The sequence below is a fragment of the Flintibacter muris genome, from assembly GCF_943192995.1.
GTDB classification, from domain to species: domain Bacteria; phylum Bacillota; class Clostridia; order Oscillospirales; family Oscillospiraceae; genus Lawsonibacter; species Lawsonibacter muris.
The window spans coordinates 1-19,288 of sequence record NZ_CALPCP010000014.1 but is presented as its reverse complement, the minus strand read 5'-3'; the positions used below and the strand labels follow the sequence as shown (position 1 = coordinate 19,288).

The 19,288-nt window shown below is 61.1% G+C and carries 19 protein-coding genes and 1 tRNA gene; 9 read left to right on the top strand and 11 right to left on the bottom strand.

Annotated features, from left to right (window positions below; genetic code table 11):
• The first annotated feature begins 213 nt into the window (after window positions 1–213).
• Window positions 214–1,059 (top strand): AraC family transcriptional regulator, encoded by an 846-nt coding sequence (locus NFS22_RS23730; protein WP_277614767.1) that lies wholly within the window; start codon window positions 214–216, stop codon window positions 1,057–1,059.
• 255 nt (window positions 1,060–1,314) lie between these two features.
• Here NFS22_RS23730 and NFS22_RS12040 read toward each other — a convergent pair whose 3' ends face one another.
• Window positions 1,315–1,686: a hypothetical protein gene (locus NFS22_RS12040; RefSeq protein WP_251318003.1), complete on the bottom strand. Its 372-nt coding sequence runs from the start codon at window positions 1,684–1,686 to the stop codon at window positions 1,315–1,317.
• On the bottom strand, window positions 1,683–2,396 hold the full coding sequence (locus NFS22_RS12035) for a helix-turn-helix domain-containing protein (RefSeq protein ID WP_251318002.1): 714 nt from the start codon (window positions 2,394–2,396) through the stop codon (window positions 1,683–1,685). Before NFS22_RS12035 ends, NFS22_RS12040 begins: the two co-directional genes overlap by 4 nt.
• A gap of 276 nt (window positions 2,397–2,672) precedes the next feature.
• Between NFS22_RS12035 and NFS22_RS12030 the strand changes: the two genes are divergently transcribed.
• The 5 genes from NFS22_RS12030 to NFS22_RS12010 all read left to right on the top strand — a co-directional run bounded on the left by NFS22_RS12030 (window position 2,673) and on the right by NFS22_RS12010 (window position 10,017).
• The gene (locus NFS22_RS12030; RefSeq protein ID WP_251318001.1) at window positions 2,673–2,885 is read left to right on the top strand and encodes a hypothetical protein; all 213 of its coding nucleotides are present in this window, start codon (window positions 2,673–2,675) and stop codon (window positions 2,883–2,885) included.
• Window positions 2,886–3,039: 154 nt separating this feature from the next.
• Window positions 3,040–3,852, top strand: coding sequence for a peptidoglycan editing factor PgeF (gene pgeF / locus NFS22_RS12025; protein WP_251318000.1), 813 nt, complete (start codon window positions 3,040–3,042; stop codon window positions 3,850–3,852).
• 13 nt (window positions 3,853–3,865) lie between these two features.
• The gene (locus NFS22_RS12020; protein WP_251317999.1) at window positions 3,866–5,386 is read left to right on the top strand and encodes an ABC transporter substrate-binding protein; all 1,521 of its coding nucleotides are present in this window, start codon (window positions 3,866–3,868) and stop codon (window positions 5,384–5,386) included.
• 86 nt (window positions 5,387–5,472) lie between these two features.
• Window positions 5,473–9,186, top strand: a complete 3,714-nt coding sequence (locus NFS22_RS12015) for a phosphoribosylformylglycinamidine synthase (RefSeq protein ID WP_251317998.1) — start codon at window positions 5,473–5,475, stop codon at window positions 9,184–9,186.
• A 6-nt stretch (window positions 9,187–9,192) separates the two neighbouring features.
• Window positions 9,193–10,017 carry a hypothetical protein gene (locus NFS22_RS12010; RefSeq protein ID WP_251317997.1) on the top strand — a complete coding sequence of 275 codons (825 nt, stop codon included), beginning with the start codon at window positions 9,193–9,195 and terminating at the stop codon, window positions 10,015–10,017.
• 230 nt (window positions 10,018–10,247) lie between these two features.
• Here the strand turns inward: NFS22_RS12010 and NFS22_RS12005 are convergent, their stop codons facing one another.
• The 9 genes from NFS22_RS12005 to larE all read right to left on the bottom strand — a co-directional run bounded on the left by NFS22_RS12005 (window position 10,248) and on the right by larE (window position 17,979).
• Window positions 10,248–10,391, bottom strand: a complete 144-nt coding sequence (locus tag NFS22_RS12005) for a hypothetical protein (RefSeq protein WP_251317996.1) — start codon at window positions 10,389–10,391, stop codon at window positions 10,248–10,250.
• Complete coding sequence (locus NFS22_RS12000; protein ID WP_251317995.1) at window positions 10,388–11,005, bottom strand: ABC transporter ATP-binding protein; 618 nt, start codon at window positions 11,003–11,005, stop codon at window positions 10,388–10,390. Before NFS22_RS12000 ends, NFS22_RS12005 begins: the two co-directional genes overlap by 4 nt.
• The gene (locus NFS22_RS11995) at window positions 11,002–11,799 is read right to left on the bottom strand and encodes an ATP-binding cassette domain-containing protein (protein WP_251317994.1); all 798 of its coding nucleotides are present in this window, start codon (window positions 11,797–11,799) and stop codon (window positions 11,002–11,004) included. The genes NFS22_RS12000 and NFS22_RS11995 overlap by 4 nt, the downstream gene beginning before the upstream one ends.
• Before the next feature lie 9 nt (window positions 11,800–11,808).
• Window positions 11,809–12,627: an ABC transporter permease gene (locus tag NFS22_RS11990; protein WP_251317993.1), complete on the bottom strand. Its 819-nt coding sequence runs from the start codon at window positions 12,625–12,627 to the stop codon at window positions 11,809–11,811.
• A complete protein-coding gene (locus NFS22_RS11985) occupies window positions 12,624–13,604 on the bottom strand; it encodes an ABC transporter permease (protein WP_251317992.1) in 981 nt (326 codons plus the stop codon). Before NFS22_RS11985 ends, NFS22_RS11990 begins: the two co-directional genes overlap by 4 nt.
• On the bottom strand, window positions 13,601–15,133 hold the full coding sequence (locus tag NFS22_RS11980; protein WP_251317991.1) for an ABC transporter substrate-binding protein: 1,533 nt from the start codon (window positions 15,131–15,133) through the stop codon (window positions 13,601–13,603). The genes NFS22_RS11985 and NFS22_RS11980 overlap by 4 nt, the downstream gene beginning before the upstream one ends.
• Window positions 15,134–15,225: 92 nt before the next feature.
• The gene (gene larC / locus NFS22_RS11975; protein ID WP_251317990.1) at window positions 15,226–16,455 is read right to left on the bottom strand and encodes a nickel pincer cofactor biosynthesis protein LarC; all 1,230 of its coding nucleotides are present in this window, start codon (window positions 16,453–16,455) and stop codon (window positions 15,226–15,228) included.
• A complete protein-coding gene (gene larB, locus NFS22_RS11970) occupies window positions 16,452–17,210 on the bottom strand; it encodes a nickel pincer cofactor biosynthesis protein LarB (RefSeq protein WP_251317989.1) in 759 nt (252 codons plus the stop codon). Before larB ends, larC begins: the two co-directional genes overlap by 4 nt.
• A gap of 13 nt (window positions 17,211–17,223) precedes the next feature.
• Window positions 17,224–17,979 (bottom strand): ATP-dependent sacrificial sulfur transferase LarE, encoded by a 756-nt coding sequence (gene larE / locus NFS22_RS11965; RefSeq protein ID WP_251317988.1) that lies wholly within the window; start codon window positions 17,977–17,979, stop codon window positions 17,224–17,226.
• A 364-nt stretch (window positions 17,980–18,343) separates the two neighbouring features.
• On the opposite strand from larE, the gene NFS22_RS11960 reads away from it, so the two are divergent.
• The 3 genes from NFS22_RS11960 (at window position 18,344) to NFS22_RS11950 (ending at window position 19,237) form a co-directional block, all read left to right on the top strand.
• A tRNA-Leu gene (locus NFS22_RS11960) sits at window positions 18,344–18,430 on the top strand.
• A gap of 118 nt (window positions 18,431–18,548) precedes the next feature.
• Entirely contained in the window at window positions 18,549–19,043 is a 495-nt protein-coding gene (locus NFS22_RS11955) for a recombinase family protein (protein WP_251317987.1), read from the top strand.
• Between the two features lie 32 nt (window positions 19,044–19,075).
• Window positions 19,076–19,237 carry a hypothetical protein gene (locus tag NFS22_RS11950; protein ID WP_251317986.1) on the top strand — a complete coding sequence of 54 codons (162 nt, stop codon included), beginning with the start codon at window positions 19,076–19,078 and terminating at the stop codon, window positions 19,235–19,237.
• The last annotated feature ends 51 nt before the right edge of the window (window positions 19,238–19,288 follow it).

Here is a 19,288-nt window from a genome sequence, read left to right as displayed (position 1 = left end):
ACATTTTTTCATAAAAACCCCGGATGCTTTTGCGATAATCTATAATTCGCTCCGGCAAAGGGATGGCAGTCTGTCGAAACAGCGCCGAAATCGGACGGAGAAAATGGCGCCGGAATTTAAAAGTTGCACAATTTTTTAGGTGGAGGTATAATGGAATCGAGAGTTCGTCCCCACACATTTTCGCAAAATTGCGCAGAACGGGAGGCGTTTGCCTTGAGCAGTACACAGTACACCCTTCCTCAAACCGGCCCTGAGTTTTCCAGCCCCAGGACCCTCCGGCTGAGCTATATCTCCAAAGCGCAGTACTCCCAGGAGTGGAATTCCAACCTGCACACCCACGGCTGCGCCGAGCTGTTCTTTATCACCGACGGCCACGGCAGATTCCGCACCCAGCATGAGGAGTTTCCAGTGGCCATCCACGATCTGATTATCGTCAACGCCAACGTGCTCCACACCGAGCTGAGCCAGATGGACAGTCCCCTGGAATACATTGTTCTGGGGGTGGAGGGGCTGGAGGCCATGGGAGGGACAGAGGGCTACTCCATGTTCCATCTGCACAGCGGCTGGCGGCAGCTGCACAGCTGCCTGGACCTGATGCTCCATGAGGCCAGCGAGGGCCAGGCCGGCCACGAGGAGGTATGCCGTCACCTGCTGGAGGTGGTGCTGGTTTGCCTGAGCCGTCAGGGGGACCTGACCCTGGGCGCGGAGGCCTCCAGCCCCAGGGCCAGCCGGGAGTGCGGCCTGGTAAGGCGGTATATCGACAACCATTTTAAGGAGGATCTGAGTCTGGACCAGCTGGCACAGCTGGCCCATGTGAACAAATACTATCTGGCTCACACCTTTCGCCGGGAGTTCGGCACCTCCCCCATCAGCTACCTGATCTCCCGGCGGGTGGAGGAGAGCCGCTTCCTCCTTCGGGAGACTGACCACTCCCTGTCCCTCATTGCCCAAATGCTGGGGTTTTCCTCTCCCAGCTACTTCTCCCAGTGCTTCCGCCGGGTGGAGGGCGTCAGCCCTATGGAGTACCGCCGGCAATATCGATACAGCCGGAGCATTTGAAGCCCTTAGAACCTGTATTCATAGGCGGAGGACGCCGGATGGGCGAGGGATTTTGCCGGCCTGCAAGGCAAAAAATCGCAGGAATACTGGATGTATTTCAAGATTTTTTAACGCGGCAGGGGCGGCTAAAGACCCGGCCAGACGGCGTTCAACGCCTGTGAATACAGGTTCTTATAGCAATCTTCAAAAATGCGGCCAGCGGCCGCCGAGGGCGGCGTCCCCTACAGATGATTTGCAGGGGCCCCTGCCCATTTGTCAGGATTTTTGCGTTTGTTTACTGCGGAAGGTTTTTTGTCCCATCAGCCAGAGCAGGCCCCCGGCCTGATAGGCGGCAAAGTCCCAGGGGTCGAAGACGGCCCCTGTTTTCCACATCGGGGCAAGCACTTCCCAAACAAAACCGCACACCAGCAGCAGGGGGACGGTCTGTCTCCAGGAGCGCACCGGGGGCAGGCGGCCCAGGCGGAGCAGCAGATCGGTCCAGGCCGCGATGGCCGCCCCGGCGAAGATGTCGTTGGCGTAGCAGGACAGAAACCAGCCCGCCGGACCGCCGGCCACCCACAGGCGGTTCAGCAGGTAAAACCCTCCGGCCGCCAGGAGGACAGCCAGGTCAAAGCCTTTTTCTCTCATAGAAACATGAGGAGAATAACAGCACCCACAACACCCAGAATGACGGCCAGGACCATCATACCGAAAGACATCGGCTCCCTTGGCGAAGCGCTTATCAAAGTGCTGGGGTTTAATCCGGGATAGTGGGCCAGCACCCGTGGGTCTTCCTCGTCACTATCCTTAAAGAAAAGGAAATTGTTGGGATAAATTATGGCATCCCAGGCGGAGAACAGCTGTTCTTTAGAAAGTCCCCGGCCCAAAACCAAGGGGGCTGATGCGGTTAAATCCAGGGCCTCCTCATAGGATATGGGATTGGCCAGAGGGGAATTTGGGGGAAACTGTCCGCTTTGGGAAAGGCGAAGCAGATCCGCCGCCGGATTGGGCATTGTGTAGAAGGCGGCCTTTAAAAGTATGCTGTAGCCCTCCGGCGGACCGCTCTTTAAATTGCGTCCGCAGTTGGGGCAGAATTGGTCCAGTCCGCTGACGATAGCCTGACAGCCGGGGCACCGCTCCGGGGCGGCATTTTGGGCGGACTCCTCCCCCAGCAGCAGCCAGTCAGAGGACACCCCCAGCAGCCGGCACATCTGGGCCACATAGGCCACGTCCGGGTTGGTCTGGTCCGATTCCCACTTGCTCACCGCCTGGCGGGATACCCCCAGCTTGTCCCCCAGCTGCTCCTGAGACAGCCCCGCCTTTTTCCGGGCCAGGGCGATGCGTTCTCCTAATGACATATCAGTTCCCTCCTTTTACGTTCAGCATACCAAAACCGGCCCTATTTGGCAAGAAAAGAAAGCTGGAACCTTGTCAACCTCAGGTTGACAAGGTTGATATCAGGTCTGTAGAGGTGTTTTTTGGCCCCAACTGGACATAATACTGTTTCTTGATAAAAAGATTACATCGTTTTATTAAGAATCAGTATAACAGCAAATCTGATCCGCTGTAAATACTGTTGATCTGCTGTCAAGGCCGGGGCACTATCAGCATAGACTGTTCTGGAGGTGAACTACATGGACTTACGCAATAAGCAGATCACAGTAGGCGAACTTCTGGACAATCCCAAATCCAAAGCTGTGTTCCAGCGCCGCTTCGGCCGGTTTATGAAGCATCCCATGGTAAGCGCGGCCCGCACACTCTCTCTGGACCAGCTGGCGGAGATGGCATCCATTTATCTGCCCCAGAAAACCATTGACGACACCCTGCGGGAGCTGGAGCAGCTTTGAGGCAATTTGCCCTGAGCGACCTGAAAAATATACTCCAATTCTCCTTTGTTATGGGTTGTCTTTTGCCAGGTTTTAGGCTAAAATAAGACAAAGCTGGTTTCCCGCCCAGAGGGCGGGAAACCGCTGAAAATAAGAGACTGCCGGAGGAGATGTCATGGAGATTACAAAGCTGGAGCGCTGTGGCGTCCTTTTTTATGCCTGTCCGGATCCCGCCTGGGCGGGAGCGGCCCACGGTTTCTCCACCCGGCTGGGGGGCGTGTCCCCTGCGCCCATGGACAGCCTGAACCTGGGGGCCAACCGGGGGGACGACCCGGCCAATGTCCGTGAAAATTTCACCCGGTTCTGTGCCGCGATCGGTGCCGACCCCAACGCGCTGGTGAAAAACCATCAGATTCACAGCAGCCAGGTGCGTCCGGTCACCCGGGCGGACGTGATGGACTGCCCCGAGGCCCCCGGCACCTATGAGGCCGACGGTCTGATTACCGTAGAGCCCGGTGTCTGTCTGACCATCTTCTCCGGGGACTGCATCCCCATCCTGCTTTACGACCCGGTGCGCCGGTGCGCCGCTGCCGCCCACGCCGGCTGGCGGGGGACTGCCGCCAAGATCGCCGCCTGGACGGCGGCGGCTATGGTCCATAACTACGGCTGTCAGGCAAAAAACATTCTGGCGGCTATCGGTCCAGGGATTGGCCCATGCTGCTTTGAAACCCACGCCGACGTCCCAGACGGCCTGCGCTCTGGACTGGGGGAGGGGGCGGAGCCCTTTATCCGTCCTCTGTCCAGAGAAGGAAAATTCTCCGTGGATCTGAAGGGGATCAACGCCTATATGCTGCAAGAGGTGGGGCTGCGCCCGGAGCACATTGCCCTGTGTTCCGCCTGCACCGCCTGCGAGTTAGACACCTTCTGGTCCCACCGGGTCCAGGGGAGCCAGCGGGGCAGCATGGCCGCTATGATCCAGCTGCTGTAACAAGGAGATACCCATGAAAAAACTGCTCGCCTCTGTCCTGACCGCCGCGCTTTTCCTCACCCTTGCCGCCTGCGGCGGTGAAGCGCCCCCTGCGGACTCCGGCTCCGCGGCCGGGTCCTCCTCTGCGGACGCCAGCCAGGAGGAGGCTCCGCCCCCTGAGCCCGTTCCCTTTACCCTGGCTTTTTATCCGGCGTACAGCCTTCACCCCACTCTGGCCGGCAACCGGGCCAATCTGACGCTGGCCTCCCTGCTCTACGAGAGCCTGTTCACAGTGGACGCCTCCTTCCAGGCCCAGCCCCTGCTGTGTCAAAGCTATACCGCCAGTGAGGACAAGCTGGTGTGGACCTTCACTCTGCGCTCCGGAGTCACCTTCTCCGACGGTACCCCCCTCACCGCCCGGGAGGCGGCGGACGCTCTGAACCTGGCCCGCTCCGCCGGAAGCCGCTATCAGGAGCGGCTGGCCGACGTTGTTTCTGTCTCCTCTTCGGAGGAGGCCCCCTATCAGCTCACAATTACCCTCCGCCGGGCCAATGGCTCTCTGCCTGTGCTGCTGGACATCCCCATTGCCCTGGGGGATGGGGACCGCCCAGTCGGCACCGGGCCCTATGTGCTTTCAGAGGACGGCAGCTGCCTCACCACCCGGGAGGGCTGGTGGCAGCGGGACAAGACCCTCCCCGCCTCTGCCATCCTCCTCCGGGGGGTAAGCAAAAGCGACGAGCTGATCTATGCCTTTGACGGTGGGGCGATCTCGCTGGTGGACGTGGACCTGATGGCCACCAACGCCATGGGCTACGGCGGCAACTACCAGGCCTGGGATTACCCCACCACCGACTTCCTCTACCTGGGTTTCAACACCCGGACGGGTCCCTTCCGCAGTGCCGCCGCCCGGCGGGCCGTCTCCCTGGCGGTGGACCGGGACGCCATTGCCACCACCGCCTATTCTAACCACGCCATCTCTACCCTTCTGCCTGTCCATCCGGCCAGCGCCCTGTATCAGCCGGGGGACGCCCCCCTGGTCTACAATCCGGAGGGGCTGGCGGTTCAGATGGAGGAACTGCGGCTCCAGGGCAGCCAGCTGGTTTTTTTGGTAAACAGCGAAAATGTAGCCAAGACCTCCGCCGCCCAGCTGATTGCCTATCAGCTGGAGGCAGCCGGCTTCGCGGTGGATTTGCAGCAGCTGCCCTTTGAGGATTACACCGCCGCCCTGAGCCGGGGAGCGTTTGACCTGTACCTGGGGGAGACGGTATTTACCGCCGGCTTTGACCTGGCACCTCTGCTTTCCTCCGCCGGAGCTCTCAACTATGGCGGCTGGTGGGCCGAGGAGGCGGATTCCCTCCTGGCCGCCATGCAGGGGGCGGCTGAGGACAAGGCCCTGTGTGCCAGCCAGCTCTTTGCCCTGCTGAATGAGGAGGCCCCCATTGTCCCCATTCTGTTCAAAAACGGCTCCGTCCTCACCCAGTGGGGCCAGCTGTCCGGACTGTCGCCGGTGCGGGGAAATGTGTTCTATCAGCTGGAGAATTGGACCGTTCAGTGATGTCCGTATGGGCGGCCTGTGGCCGCCTGAAAAGAGAAACAGGCGGCGCAGGCCGCCCATACATTTTAAATAATGGAGGAACCGACATGAGTGTTTACCGCTGCTATTCCAAAAAGAGAGAGGGCTTCGACGTGGAGGCCCAGGGGCTGTGCAAACAGCTGCGGGAGCAGCTGGGAATCCACACCCTCCACAATGTGACCATTCTGAACCGGTATGACGCTGATCAGATTGACCGTGAGGTCTACGAGCGGGCCAAGGACATTGTCTTCTCTGAGCCCCAGGTGGACGTGGTCTACGACGAGCACTTCCCCATGCCCCGCATTGCGGGGGTCTGCTTCGCCGTGGAGGCCCTGCCCGGCCAGTTTGACCAGCGGGCGGACTCCGCCGCCCAGTGCATCCAGCTGATGGCCGGGGTGGAGCGGCCCCTCATTGCCTATGCCAAGGTCTATTTCCTGGAGGGCGCTTTGTCTCAGGAGGAGCTGGACAAGATCAAGGCCTTTCTCATCAACCCGGTGGAGAGCCGGGAGGCGTCTATGGACAAGCCCGAGACTTTGGTGCGGGAGCACGCCATCCCCGACCGGGTGGGCACGGTGGACGGCTTTATCTCCATGGACGAGGGAGCCCTGTCCGCCCTGCTGGACAAGCTGGGGCTTGCTATGGATATTGACGACCTGAAATTCCTCCAGACCTATTTCCGGGACGAGGAGAAGCGGGACCCCACCATCACCGAGGTGCGGGTGGTGGACACCTACTGGTCTGACCACTGCCGCCACACCACCTTCTCCACCCATTTGGACGAAATTACCATCAACGACCCCGATGTAAAAGCCGCCTACGAGCGGTATCTGGCCGCCCGGGTGGAGGTCTACGGCCAGGAGAAGGCGGCTCAGCGGCCCCAGACCCTGATGGACATTGCCACCATTGGCGCCAAGGTGCTGAAAAAGCGGGGCCTGCTCCCTGAACTGGATGAGAGCGAGGAGATCAACGCCTGCTCCATCCACGTCCCCGCCCAGGTGGACGGCGAGGAGCAGGACTGGCTGCTCATGTTCAAAAATGAGACCCACAACCATCCCACCGAAATTGAACCCTTCGGCGGCGCGGCCACCTGTATCGGCGGCTGTATCCGGGACCCCCTGTCCGGCCGGGTGTACGTCCACCAGGCTATGCGCTTTACCGGCGCGGGGGACCCCCGGGTCCCCTTTGACCAGACCCTGGAGGGCAAGCTGCCCCAGCGCAAGCTGTGCCAGACGGCGGCGGCGGGCTACTCCTCCTATGGCAACCAGATCGGTCTGGCCACCGGCCATGTGGCCGAGGTCTACCACGAGGGCTATATCGCCAAACGGCTGGAGTGCGGCGCGGTTGTGGGCGCGGCCCCGGCGGAGAATGTGCGCCGGGAGCGCCCCGCCCCCGGGGATGTGGTCATCCTTCTGGGAGGCCGCACCGGCCGGGACGGTATCGGCGGGGCCACCGGCTCCTCCAAGAGCCACAACAAGAAGTCGCTGACCACCATGGCCTCCGAGGTCCAGAAGGGCAACGCCCCTGAGGAGCGGAAAATCCAGCGGCTGTTCCGGGACGGGGAGGTCACCCGGCTGATTAAGCGGTGCAATGATTTTGGCGCGGGGGGCGTGTCGGTGGCTATCGGCGAGCTGGCCGACGGCCTGGAGATCGACCTGGACGCCGTGCGCAAAAAGTACGACGGCCTGGACGGCACCGAGCTTGCCATCTCCGAGAGCCAGGAGCGCATGGCGGTGGTGGTCGCCCCCGAGGATGCGGCTCAGTTCATTGCCGCCGCCGAGAAAGAAAACCTGGAGGCCTATCAGGTGGCCGTGGTCACCGAGAGCCCCCGGATGGTCATGTATTGGAAGGGGCAGAAAATCGCCGATTTGTCCCGGGCCTTTTTGAATACCAACGGCGCGGTGAAGCACGCCAAGGTTCAAGCGGACCGGGGCGGCAAAGTATCCGGGGAGCGTTTTACTTCCCTGCGTGAAATGGCTTCCAGCCTCCAGTGCGCCTCCCGACGGGGACTGACTGAGCGGTTCGACGGCTCCATTGGCGCGGGTTCCGTCCTCATGCCCTTCGGCGGCAAGACCCAGACCACCCCCGCCCAGGCCATGGCGGCGCTGCTGCCCGTTTTGCCGGGGCAGGAGACCGACCAGGCCAGCGTCATGGCCTGGGGCTGTGACCCGGACGATATGTCGCGCAATCCATTCTGGGGCGCTTATGATGCCGTAATCAGCTCCATTGCCAAGCTGGTGGCCGCTGGAGCAGATTATAAAAAGGCTTATCTCACCTTCCAGGAGTTTTTTGAAAAGCTGCGGGACGACCCCAAGCGTTGGGGCAAACCCTTCCAGGCTCTGTTGGGCGCGCTGCACGCGCAGTTAAAATTCAACTGCGCCGCCATCGGCGGCAAGGATTCCATGTCCGGTTCCTTCCTGGACAAGGATGTACCTCCCACCCTTATCTCCTTTGCGATTGCTCCCGTCAAGGCGGGTGAGATTATCACGCCTGAGTTTAAAGAAGCAGGACATCCGGTCTATCTCTTTGCGGATGAAGACCTTGATATCTCCTGGTCATCTGCCGTCATCGGCGCTTGGGAACGTCTCGCCAAGCTCCACAAGCTGGGCAAGGTCAAAGCCGCCTGGGCGCTGGACCAGCAGACTAGTCCGGCGGCGGCAATTATGAACATGTCCTTCGGCAACCGAATTGGGTTCCAAGGGGTGGAGCACAATTACGCCACTCCCTGGCATTGCGTCGGCCGGCCCGGCGCCATTGTAGTTGAACTGACCGAGGAAATCAACGAATCCGGTGCCGAACCGCTGGGCTTTACCACTAAGGAGCCAGTCATCACGCTAGGGGACGACTCTGCCCCCATCGACGAGCTGCTGGTCCTCAACGAGGGTGTGCTGGAGGAGGTTTACCCCACCAGGGCGGGCAGTTCTGAAGAAGTTCAGGCTATTTCCTGGGACAAGCGGTCCCCCGCCGTCTGCAAGCATAAGACTGCCCACCCCAAGGCGGTGATTCCCGCCTTCCCCGGCACCAACTGCGAGTACGACACCGCCCGAGCCTGCATCCGCGCCGGAATCGACCCGGAGATTGTGGTGGTGCGCAACCTGACCACTGATTTTCTGGCCCAGTCCGCCCAGGCGCTGGAGAAAGCCATCCGGGACGCCCAGATGGTGATCCTCCCTGGCGGTTTCTCCGGCGGCGACGAGCCGGAGGGCTCCGCCAAATTTATCTGCTCCTTCCTGCGCAACAGCACCCTCAGCGACGCCATCATGGACCTGCTCAAGCACCGGGACGGCCTGATGCTGGGCATCTGTAACGGCTTCCAGGCTCTGGTCAAGCTGGGGCTAGTGCCCTTCGGCGAGATCCGTCCCATGGACGAAAGCTGCCCAACCCTGACCTACAATCAGATTGGCCGCCACCAGAGCCGGTATGTCACCACCCGGGTGGCCAGCGTCCAGTCCCCCTGGATGCTCAAGTGCAGCGTGGGCGACCAGTACACCATCCCCATCTCCCACGGCGAGGGCCGCTTTGTGGCCCCTTCCAACGTTATTGCGGACCTTATCGCCAAGGGCCAGGTGGGTACCCAGTACGTGGACCTGGAGGGCCGCCCCACTATGGACATCCTGGCTAACCCCAACGGCTCCATGGAGGCCATCGAAGGCATCTTCTCCCCTGATGGCCGGGTCTTCGGCAAGATGGGCCACCTGGAGCGCCGCGGGCCCTTCGTAGCCGTCAACATCCCCGGCGAGAAGCACATGCCCCTGTTTGAGAGCGGGGCGGAGTACTTTAAATAAACCGCCGTGGCAAGGAAAAAATCTCCCGCTTCCCTGGAGCGGAAAAAGCTCCAAAAGAAGCGGGAGCGGGCCAGCGCGTTGTCCAAACAGTCCAGCGTCAAGGCGGACAAAAGACAGGCCTGGTGGTGCCAGAAAAAGAAAGGGCCCACTTACAGCAGCCTCCCTTCCAACCAGCGGAAGAGACAGGAGTGGGAGGACCAGAAAATCGATACAGCTCAAAAGCCGGAATACTCTTTTCTTGCCCTTATTTTGGGCTGCGCGCTTTCGCTGTACCTGTTTGTTTTCGTCTACCAAAATCAGCTTCACCACTGGTTTCTGGTGGGACCTGACACCCTTTATCTGCGCTATGGTTTCTCCAGCACAATTGCGGCTTTCCTTGTGTGCATGTTGGAGATCGGCATTTTTAGCATTGCGCTCAACATCCTGTTTTTCGCATTGCGGGACTGGTTCCAATCCAAGATTGAATTTCGTCCCTTTATATCCCAACTGAAAGGTGGGCTGCTCCTGATTGCCGCCGGGCTGGCACTCTTTTGGGGGCCGGTTCTGCTCTCCTGCCTCAGCCGGACCGAGGCCACCTCCACCGGCGTATCTACTTATGTTCTCGGCATCCGGACCAGTTGGCACCCTTTCGAGGAACTGGAGGAAGCGGAATACTATCGCAAAGACTACAGAGCCGGACGTGGTGCTGGCCGCACCTATCCCACTTATAACTATGCCCTGCGGTTCCAGGACGGCTATGAAATTGACCTTACACACCTGTATGCCTACTGCATTGGGCGGAACCAGCTCGAGAACCTTTCCAAGCTGGTGTCTCCGGCGCTTCAAGACTGACCGCCTCCCCTCCCCAGGCTCTCTTTTGTGGAGCGAACGGTGGAAGCAGTCTGAGCGATCTGCACTGTTTCACTGCTGCAATCAGCTCTCAATAGAAGATGACTTTCTGTTTTGCCAGGGTGAGGGACAACCAGATTACTCTGACAAGCTCAGCCAGATGTGTATGTTCATATGCATCTGGCTTTTTCTTTGGAAGAACAGTGTGTAAATTGATACACACCACAAGGGCGTCAAACTGTCTGCCACATCATCTGGACATTGCCTGCGACCTCTCCTGCGTCTCTGGCGGTGATACCCTCGCTTTCAAAGACAGGGGCTGCGGCGATGGCTTCGCCATCATGTGGGATATCATCCTGTGCCCGCCCTTTTGTCATAAAGTCAGCTCCTTCCAGCTGAGAATCCTGGTACACAGCCGCTTCAGCAGCTGGGTGTCGTGGCTGACTACCAGCAGGCCCAGCCGGCGCGCTTCCGCCTGAGCCAGAAGGAACTGCCACAGCCGGGCCTGCGTAATCAGGTCCAGCATGGCGGAGGCCTCGTCACACAGGAGAAAGCGCAGCTGGGGCCGCAGGACCCGGGCAACACAGATGCGCTGCAGCTCTCCTCCGGACAGCTCCGAGGGGTAGCGCTCCAGCCAGCTGTCCTGAATGCCCAGACCATCCAGGACAGCGCGGTCCACTGTCCCGGCCTGGCGCAGGGTGGTACCCAGGTGGAGAAGGGGGTCCACCGCCTCCTCCGGATGCTGCCACAGCAGCTGGACGGGGCAGAACCCCCGATACCCGGTGACAGGGAGACCGTCCAGCAGCACCTGGCCGCTGTCGGGCTTCTCCCACCCGGCCAGCAGCCGGCACAGGGTGGTCTTCCCCCGCCCGCTGGGGGCGGACAGGCCCACCTGTTCCCCCGGCTCCAGAGTGAGGCTGACCCGTTCCAGCGCGGGCGCCCCCTGCTGGCGGGGATAGCGGAAGGTGAGATTTTTCGCCTCCAGAATCATGGGCCGCCCACCTCCTCACCGGGGTCAAAGGCATTTTGGGGCATGGCCCGCCACAGAGCCCGGGTGTAGGGGTGGGTCAGCCCCTCACCCTTTTGAAGGGCGCAGGCCGGAACTTCGTCCACCGTCTGCCCGTTCTGAAGGACCACGATCTTATCGGCCACGGTGAGGGCCAGGTTCAGGTCGTGGGTGATGAACAGCACCCCCGCGCCCTGACCGGCCAGCTCCCGGAAGTGACCCAGCACCCGCCCGGCGGCCCGAAGGTCCAGGCCGGGGGTGGGCTCGTCGGCCACCACAAGCCGGGGCTCCCCCGCCACGGCGGAGGCGATCAGCACCCGCCGGGCCATCCCGCCGGACAACTGGAATGGGTACAGCTCCTCCACCTCCGGGCCCAGTCCGTAGCGGCCCAGGGCCTGGCGGCAGCGCAGGCGGGAGGCCTGGTCCCGCTGTCCCCTGCAGAGCTGAGGGCCTACCTTCATCATGGGGTCCAGATAGGTCACCCCCTGGGGGATCAGGGCCAGCTCCCGGCCCCGGAGGCTTTCGGCCAGCGGACGGGTGAGGGGGACGCCGTCATAGAGCAGCGTCCCTGACACCCGGGCATTCCGGGGGAGCAGATAGAAGATGGCGTGGGCCAGCAGGCTTTTTCCGGAGCCGCTGGCCCCCACCACTGCCGCCACCTGACCTGGCTCCACAGCGAGAGACAGCCGGCGGATGGGGTTCAGCTCCACCCGGGACAGCCCCCGGCCATAGCGGGTGAAGGAGACAGACAGATTTTCCACAGTGAGAATCGGTTTCATAGCTCCCTCCTAATCCTGAGCGCTGGCCGGGGCCAGCAGCAGGCGCAGCCGCTCTCCCATCAGGGCGAACAGCGCCACCACCGCCACCAGGGTCAGCCCCGGGAACAGGGCCAGCCACCACCGGCCGGTGGTGAGATAGGCCATACTCTCCTCCAGAATTACCCCAATAGCGGGCTTCTCCGGGGGCAGGCCAAAGCCCAGAAAGGTGACGCTGGCCTCGTGGAGGATGGCGTGGGGGAACTGGAGGATAAGCCCTGTTAAAAACTGGGGCAGCAGATGGGGCAGCAGGTGGTCCCGGAGCAGTTGGCCCCGGGATACCCCCAGCCGCCTGGACATCCGAAACCAGGGGGCCGCACACAGCTGGATGACCTCCCCCCGAACCAGCCGGGCCAGGGAGGGCCAGTGGGTGAGGGCCACCCCCGCCGTCACCCCCCAAAAGCCCTGCCCGCAGGCCAGGGAGATGAGGATAATCAGCAGGATGTGGGGGACTCCCATCACCAGATCGATGAGCCAGGAGATCAGGTCATCCACCCAGCCGCCGGACAGGGCACAGGCCGTTCCCAGGGCCAGGGCGATAGCCGCGCTGACGCAGGCCGTCAGCCCTCCCACCCGGATGGACAGAGACAGCCCCGCCAAAGTGCGGGCCAGCATATCGCGGCCCATCCAATCAATACCGAAGGGGTAGGCAGGGCAGGGGGACAGGTTTTTGTGTGCAAAGTTAGTCTCAGAAGCCGTTTCTGATAGTGCGCCCCCGGCCAATGTGATAGCAAGCAGTAATAAGCATGCAAAAAACAACAGAATGAGGGCGTTTTTCCGGCGGTTTTTCATCCTCTGGCCGCCCCCCTTCGAATGCGGGGGTCCACCACCCCATAGAGCAGGTCGGCGACCAAATTTCCCCCAAAGACCAATGCGGCGGTGATAACCGTGATGCCCAGCAGCAGAGGCATGTCGCCCCCCAGCCCGGCAGCCACCGCCGCCTGACCCAGTCCGGGGTAGGAGAAGACCTGCTCCACCACCACCGAGCCCCCCACAATCTCCCCAATGGAGCCGAATTGCAGCGTGATGGCGGGCAGAGCCACGTTGCGCAGTACGTGGCGGCGGAGAATGTGCTTCTCCCCCCGGGCTCTGGCAAAGAGGATGTAGTCGCTGTCCAGCACGTCAACCACCTTTTCCCGGGTGTGAAGGGCGATATTAGCTGCGCCGGTGATGGACAGAGTGAGCACAGGCAGCAGGGCGTGACGCAGGCGCTGCGCCAGGGTTGGAGCGGCCGCACCAATGGGGACGGACAGCCCGACGGGTAACACCTTCAGCCACACGGCAAAGACCATAAGCAGCAGCAGGGCCAGCCAGAAGGCGGGAGTGCTGGAGATGAGCAGGCACCAGCCCCGGACCAGCCTGTCAGGCCACCGGCCCCGGCTGGCCCCGGCCAGCACACCTAGAGCCAGCCCAGCCGCCCCGGACAGCGCCCAGGCCAGCACCAGCAGCCACAGGGAGTTTGCCAGCCGCTGGCCAATAACCTCCGGCACCGGCCTGCGGTAGAGCAGGGATACGCCAAGGTCCCCCCGCAGGGCCGACCCCAGCCAGCCTAGATACCGCTCCGCCGCCGGGGTGTTTGCACCCCAGTACTCCTCCAGCCTGGCAATCTGCTCCGAGCTCATGGAGCCCAGAGCGGTCTGGCCCACGTTGGTCTGGAGAGGGTCCAGAGGGGATGCGTCCATGAGCAGAAAGGCCGTCAGGCTGACGCCCAGCAGCAGCAAGGCCATGCGGATCAGTTTTTTCGCGGTAAATTGCAGTCGGTGTCTCATGTCCAGCTCCATTGATCTACGTTGTTGACCACAGACCACCCGTGGCCGTGGGGGTGAATTTTCTGTTCCGCTATCTCCAGGCCCTCCCGCACCCAGTACAGGTGGTCCACATTCACCAGCCACACCCAAGGGACGTCTTTGGCAATCTCCTCCTGGGCCGCCTGCCACAGGGTATAGGACTCCTCCAGGCCGGGGCAGGCCAAGGCGGCCTCCATCAGATCGTCTACTGCGGCATTGGAATAGGGGGAGTACCGGGCGCTGTCAGAATTAGGGGCAGTGTGGTAGATGTTATACAGCTCCATGGGTGTGTGGGCCCCCCAGCCCCAGACCAGAGGGTTAGACAGCGCGTCGTCATAGGCGGTGTCCCAGCCCACGCCCTTGATGTTCGTCTCAATACCCAGCTCCCTGAGCTGGTTTGCCAGCTCGGCAGCCAGTCCCTGACGGACAGAATCCCCGGCGGCGTAGTGGACGGTGAGCGATGCCCGCACCCCGTCCTTTTCCCGCACCCCGTCCGCTCCGGGAAGCCAGCCCGCCGAATCCAGAACATTTTTTGCCTGTTCCGGGTTGTCGGACACCTGGGCGGCGCTGTACCACCAGGGCATTGCGTCGCACACGCTGTAGGCGGGGGTGCCGTAGCCGCTGAGCACATGGTCAATCATAGCCTGCCGGTCCAGCCCCAGATTGATGGCGTGGCGAACCAGCGGATCGGAGGTCAGCGCGTTGTTCCAGACGGGCAGGTTGATCCCCCGGTTGTCCACCGTTTGGACGGACAGCAGGGAATAGCCGTTCACGCTCTGGTCGGAATAGGCGGCGGAGGTGTAGGCCAAGTCGGCCTGCCCGGCCTGGACGGCCAGAAAGGCGGCGTCCTCCTCCATAAACAGGATGACCACCCGCTCCATCCGGGGCGGTTCGCCGTAGTAATCCGGGTTGGCCTCCAGAATGACCTGCTGGCCCCGATCCCACTGCTTTAAAATGTACCGTCCGGAGCCGATAGGGTTGGACCCGTAGACGGCTGGATCGTAGGTGTGCTCCGGGACAATGCCCACAATGGCCATGGTGTAGGGCCAGATGGAGAAGGGGCGGGTCATGTGGAAGACCACGGTGGTGTCATCCACCGCATCGGCGTAGTCCAGCATGGTGAAGTCGTTCACCGAGCTGGTGGTTTTCACCGTGTTGTAGGTGAAGGCCGCGTCGGCGGCGGTGAGGGGCGTTCCGTCGGTGAATTTTGCATCATCCCGGATGCTCACTGTCCAGGTCAGGCCGTCCTCACTGGCCTCCATGCCGGTGGCCAGATCATAGCCAATGGTCAAATCGGGGTTGGTTACCGTCAGTGTGGACTGAATCAGCGGCTCATGGACGTGCTCCCCCGCCCCCCAGCCAAAGGCGGGGTCAAAGCCGGCCTCCGGCTCTGAGGTAGGGGGCATGACCACGGTGACGCTGGTTTTGTCCCGAGGGCCGTCCTCCGGCGGCGCGGCCTGACAGCCGGCCAAAAGGGAGAGTACCAGAAGGAAAAGGGTGACTTTTTTCATGAAATACTCCTTGTTCTGTATGGGGGCGGCCTATGGCCGCCCGTCTGGTTTGCGGGTATCGCGGGCGGCCGCAGACCGCCCCTTCCAATGCCTCACCCTTTGATTTGTCCCATGGCGGCCTGGAATACGGTCTGATAGGGCAGTCCGTTGGCTTTGGCCAGGGCGGCCACATCTTCAAATTCCGGTTTGGTGTGGGACACGCCATAGCCCTGAGCCAGCTTTACCCGAACCGGCCCCCACTGGGTCTGGACCTGGCCCGCGCCGGGCTCCAGAAAGTACTTCCCGCACCGCCTGACCCGCAGGCCGTTGGTAGTGGTGTGGGCCAGGATGTGACGGGCAAACTCGTCCTCCCCGCCGGGCTGACACAGCGCGGTGAGCACGTGACCGGGGCGGCCCTTTTTCATGGTGCCAGGGGTGGTGTATACGTCCAGGGCGCCCAACTCCAGCAGGCAGGAACAGGCAAAGGCCAGAGCTTCAGGGGACATATCGTCTATGTTGCACACCAGCTCCACAATCTCCTCCCGGGGCTCCTCCCGGCTCTCCCCCAGAAAGGCCCGGACGCAGTTGGCCTGTTCAAACTCCTTGGAGCCAATGCCATAGCCGATTTTTTCCGTCACCATAAGGGGCATGGGGCCATAGCTCTGGACAAAGCATTTCAGCAGCGCCGCCCCGGTGGGGGTACAAAGCTCTCCCTGGACCGCTCCGCCATAGGTGGGCACTCCCGCCAGCAGGGCGGCGGCAGCGGGAGCGGGAACGGGCATAACGCCGTGGGCGCATTTCACCGTCCCGCTGCCCACGTGGACGGGTGAGGCCGTCACCCGCTGAGGGTTCAGCAGGTCCATGGCGCAGCACACCCCCACCACATCGGCCACCGCGTCCAGCGCCCCCACCTCGTGGTAGTGGACATCCCCCACATCACAGCCGTGGGCCTGTGCCTCCGCCTGGGCAATTGCGTCGTAGACGCTCCGGGCCCGCTCCTTTACCGCCTGGGGCAGGGGCAGCCCCTGGATGATCCCGGCAATGTGCCCCGGTGTGGCGTGATGATGGTGGTGGTGTTCATGGCTGTGCCCGTGCTCGTGGCCGCCATCGTGGTGGTGGCCGTGCTCATGCTCCTCCAGACCGTGGACCGTCACCTTCATGTGAGTGCCCGCAATCCCTCCGGTCTTTGCGGCGGCGGGAGACACCTCCACGCCGGGCAGACCCAGAGCGTTCATGGTGTCCAAAAAGCTTTTTTGCTGCTTCTCGTCCAGCAGCTCGTACAGCGCGGCCATGAGCATATCGCCTGCGGCCCCCATATTGCACTCCAAATATAAGGTTTTCATGAAATTCCCTCCATTTGATTGATCATACTGGCCAGATATCCAGCCCCAAAGCCGTTGTCGATATTGACCACACTGCACCCGGAGGCGCAGGAATTCAGCATAGCCAGCAGGGCGGACAGCCCGCCGAAGTTGGCCCCGTAGCCCACGCTGGTGGGTACGGCAATGACAGGGCAGTCCACCAGCCCGCCGATGACGGAGGCCAGCGCTCCCTCCATCCCGGCCACCGCCACCACACACCGGGCGCTCATCAGCGGCTCCAGGTTGGACAGCAGCCGGTGGAGCCCGGCCACCCCCACGTCGTACAGCCGGGTGACCTTATTACCCAGTGCCTGGGCGGTGAGGGCAGCCTCCTCGGCCACGGCCATGTCGCTGGTGCCACCGGTGGCTACCACAATGTGGCCCAGAGACTTTGTCTCCCCGGGCCAGGCCACGGCCAGCCGGGAGACGGGGTGGTAGTCCAGAGGGACCGTTTTTCCCACAAGATCCGCCGCCTCCCGGCTCAGCCGGGTGATGAGGACGTTGTGACAGCCCCGCTCCCCCATAGCCCCGGCAATGCCCGCGATCTGTTCCGGCGTTTTGCCTGCGCCGTAGATAACCTCCGCCGCCCCCTGACGGACGGAGCGGTGGAAATCCACCTTGGCATAGCCCAGGTCTTGAAAGGGTTCCCGCTTCAGTTGGAGGAGAGCCTCCTCAGGGGGGATATCCCCCTCCGCCACCTGACGGAGAAGCTGTAAAATATCATACCGGTTGTCCATATGGAGCACCTCCTTAGTCGATTGAAATTCTGGCTCGCAGGTCCAAGGTTATTTCAGGGAAGAGGGGGGACAGGGCGGCCAAAATGTCTGCCCGGCGGGCCTGGACAAGGGGGAACTGGTCTTCTGTCACCTGCAGCTTGCAGCCGCCGTGAGTCAGCCGCAGGCGGAAGTCCCGGAAACCCAGGCCAGACAGCAGCATTTCTCCTTCCTCCGCTTTTTCCAGGTCCTCCCGGAGAATAGCCCGTCTGGTAGGCACCCGCGTAGCCAGGCAGGCGTAGGAGGGTTTATCCCAGGTAAACAGCCCCGCCTCCCTGGACCGACAGCGGATGCTTTCCTTAGTCAGTCCGCACTCCCGCAGAGGGGAGCGGACTTCCAGCTCTGCCAGCGCCCGCATACCGGGCCGGTCTCCCCCTTCGTCTGAGGCGTTGGTGCCATCCAGCAGCAGGGAGAAACCGTCCGCCGCCGCCCTCTCCTTTAACAGGGAGAATAACCGCCGCTTGCAGTAGTAGCAGCGGTTAGCAGGGTTGGCAGTCACCTGGAGATCGGTGAGGATGTCAAAGTGGATAATGGTCAGCTTTGTGCCCAGGCTGTCACACAGCTGCCGGGCGTCGTCCAGCTCAAACCGGGGCTGAAAGGGTGTCTTGACAAAATAGGGCCGCACCTCCGCTCCCACCTGGACGCCTGCCCACAGCAGGTAGGCGGAGTCCACCCCTCCGGAAAAGGCCAGCGCCACCCGGGGATTTTCCGCAAAAAATTTTTCCAGCGTCATGGCTGGTTCCACCTTTCAAAAAATAAAAAGACATACCGCTGCGGTATGCCTTCTGGCAAGCCCCGGCCTTCTGCGCCGGGTGCGTATTGTAAATTGATTTGTCTGGATTTGCGGGCCTTCTGCGCCGGGTGCGTATTGTAAATTGATTTGTCTGGATTTGCGGGCCTTCTGGCCCTTTTGCAGCTTCCTGCTGCCCGTTTAGTATACCAAAGCCGCCCAACCACTGTCAATATCCGGAGGGATAAAAATCCCATCTTTTCGTATGTATGGCATGTGAAAAAATAAAATAAAAAAATTTGCGAAAAGTGTTGACATCTGGAATTAGATGTGGTAACATCTTTCTTGCGCTGAACGAGTGCACCATGCGCGAGTGGTGGAATTGGTAGACTCGCTGGCTTCAGGTGCCAGTGCTCGCAAGGGCGTGCGGGTTCGACTCCCGCCTCGCGCACCATGATAAGTTGACAGACTACACCAAGGGAGTGGTCTGTCAACTTTTATGTATAGTCACATAAACCCTTTGTGCCGCAGTGATTTCACTGCGGTATTCTTGTTTATAGGAGGAAATTTTAATGAATGTGGTACAAAAAAGTGAAGCAATTAAGAACGGCCTCCGGAAAGGCTTTCAGGACGGCAGCTCCAAAATGGCAAAGCGCAAGTGCTATGGATACACGATCAATTCTGATGGAGAACTGGAAATAAATCCGGACGAAGCCAAGGTGGTGAGCTGGATATTTGAACGGTATCTTGCTGGTGACAGCCTTGGGAAAATTGCTGCGGGTCTGGAAAGGCAGGGCATTCCCTCCCCCACCGACAAACCCAGATGGAATCGTGAAGCCATCGACAAACTGCTCTCCAATGAAAAATACACCGGACGGGTGCTACTCCAGAAGACGCTCAGCACCGGCGCTGTCCAGATCGAAAACAATGGCCTCATGGAACGGTATCTCTATACCGGCTCCCATGAGGCCATTATTTCTGACGAGATGTTTATGGCGGTACAGCAGGAGAAACTCAGCCGCTCCAAAGAACCGCAAAATCACATTGCCATGAAGCTCTCGCTTTGATATAATGAAGAAAATTGCGGGAGGTCGTGCGAATGCGAAAGGTGACTGAAATTCTTCCTACGCAAGACCATCGTCCAATAGAACTGCGTCATCTTCGTGTAGCTGCTTACTGCCGGGTCAGCACGGAGTTGGAGGAGCAGACCAGCAGGGAGCTGTTTGAAACAATCAATCAGGCACGCAAAATAGATCCATAAAGGACTGATAAAAGTCAATACCGGCAGACAACAAAGTGATTGCTTTTCCCT

Coding starts and splice junctions, on each gene's coding strand:
- NFS22_RS12040 (WP_251318003.1), bottom strand. CDS start 1,686: ATGAGAGAAAAAGGCTTTGACCTGGCTGTCCTCCTGGCGGCCGGAGGG.
- NFS22_RS12035 (WP_251318002.1), bottom strand. CDS start 2,396: ATGTCATTAGGAGAACGCATCGCCCTGGCCCGGAAAAAGGCGGGGCTG.
- NFS22_RS12030 (WP_251318001.1), top strand. CDS start 2,673: ATGGACTTACGCAATAAGCAGATCACAGTAGGCGAACTTCTGGACAAT.
- pgeF (WP_251318000.1), top strand. CDS start 3,040: ATGGAGATTACAAAGCTGGAGCGCTGTGGCGTCCTTTTTTATGCCTGT.
- NFS22_RS12020 (WP_251317999.1), top strand. CDS start 3,866: ATGAAAAAACTGCTCGCCTCTGTCCTGACCGCCGCGCTTTTCCTCACC.
- NFS22_RS12015 (WP_251317998.1), top strand. CDS start 5,473: ATGAGTGTTTACCGCTGCTATTCCAAAAAGAGAGAGGGCTTCGACGTG.
- NFS22_RS12005 (WP_251317996.1), bottom strand. CDS start 10,391: ATGACAAAAGGGCGGGCACAGGATGATATCCCACATGATGGCGAAGCC.
- NFS22_RS12000 (WP_251317995.1), bottom strand. CDS start 11,005: ATGATTCTGGAGGCGAAAAATCTCACCTTCCGCTATCCCCGCCAGCAG.
- NFS22_RS11995 (WP_251317994.1), bottom strand. CDS start 11,799: ATGAAACCGATTCTCACTGTGGAAAATCTGTCTGTCTCCTTCACCCGC.
- NFS22_RS11990 (WP_251317993.1), bottom strand. CDS start 12,627: ATGAAAAACCGCCGGAAAAACGCCCTCATTCTGTTGTTTTTTGCATGC.
- NFS22_RS11985 (WP_251317992.1), bottom strand. CDS start 13,604: ATGAGACACCGACTGCAATTTACCGCGAAAAAACTGATCCGCATGGCC.
- NFS22_RS11980 (WP_251317991.1), bottom strand. CDS start 15,133: ATGAAAAAAGTCACCCTTTTCCTTCTGGTACTCTCCCTTTTGGCCGGC.
- larC (WP_251317990.1), bottom strand. CDS start 16,455: ATGAAAACCTTATATTTGGAGTGCAATATGGGGGCCGCAGGCGATATG.
- larB (WP_251317989.1), bottom strand. CDS start 17,210: ATGGACAACCGGTATGATATTTTACAGCTTCTCCGTCAGGTGGCGGAG.
- larE (WP_251317988.1), bottom strand. CDS start 17,979: ATGACGCTGGAAAAATTTTTTGCGGAAAATCCCCGGGTGGCGCTGGCC.
- NFS22_RS11955 (WP_251317987.1), top strand. CDS start 18,549: ATGAATGTGGTACAAAAAAGTGAAGCAATTAAGAACGGCCTCCGGAAA.
- NFS22_RS11950 (WP_251317986.1), top strand. CDS start 19,076: ATGCGAAAGGTGACTGAAATTCTTCCTACGCAAGACCATCGTCCAATA.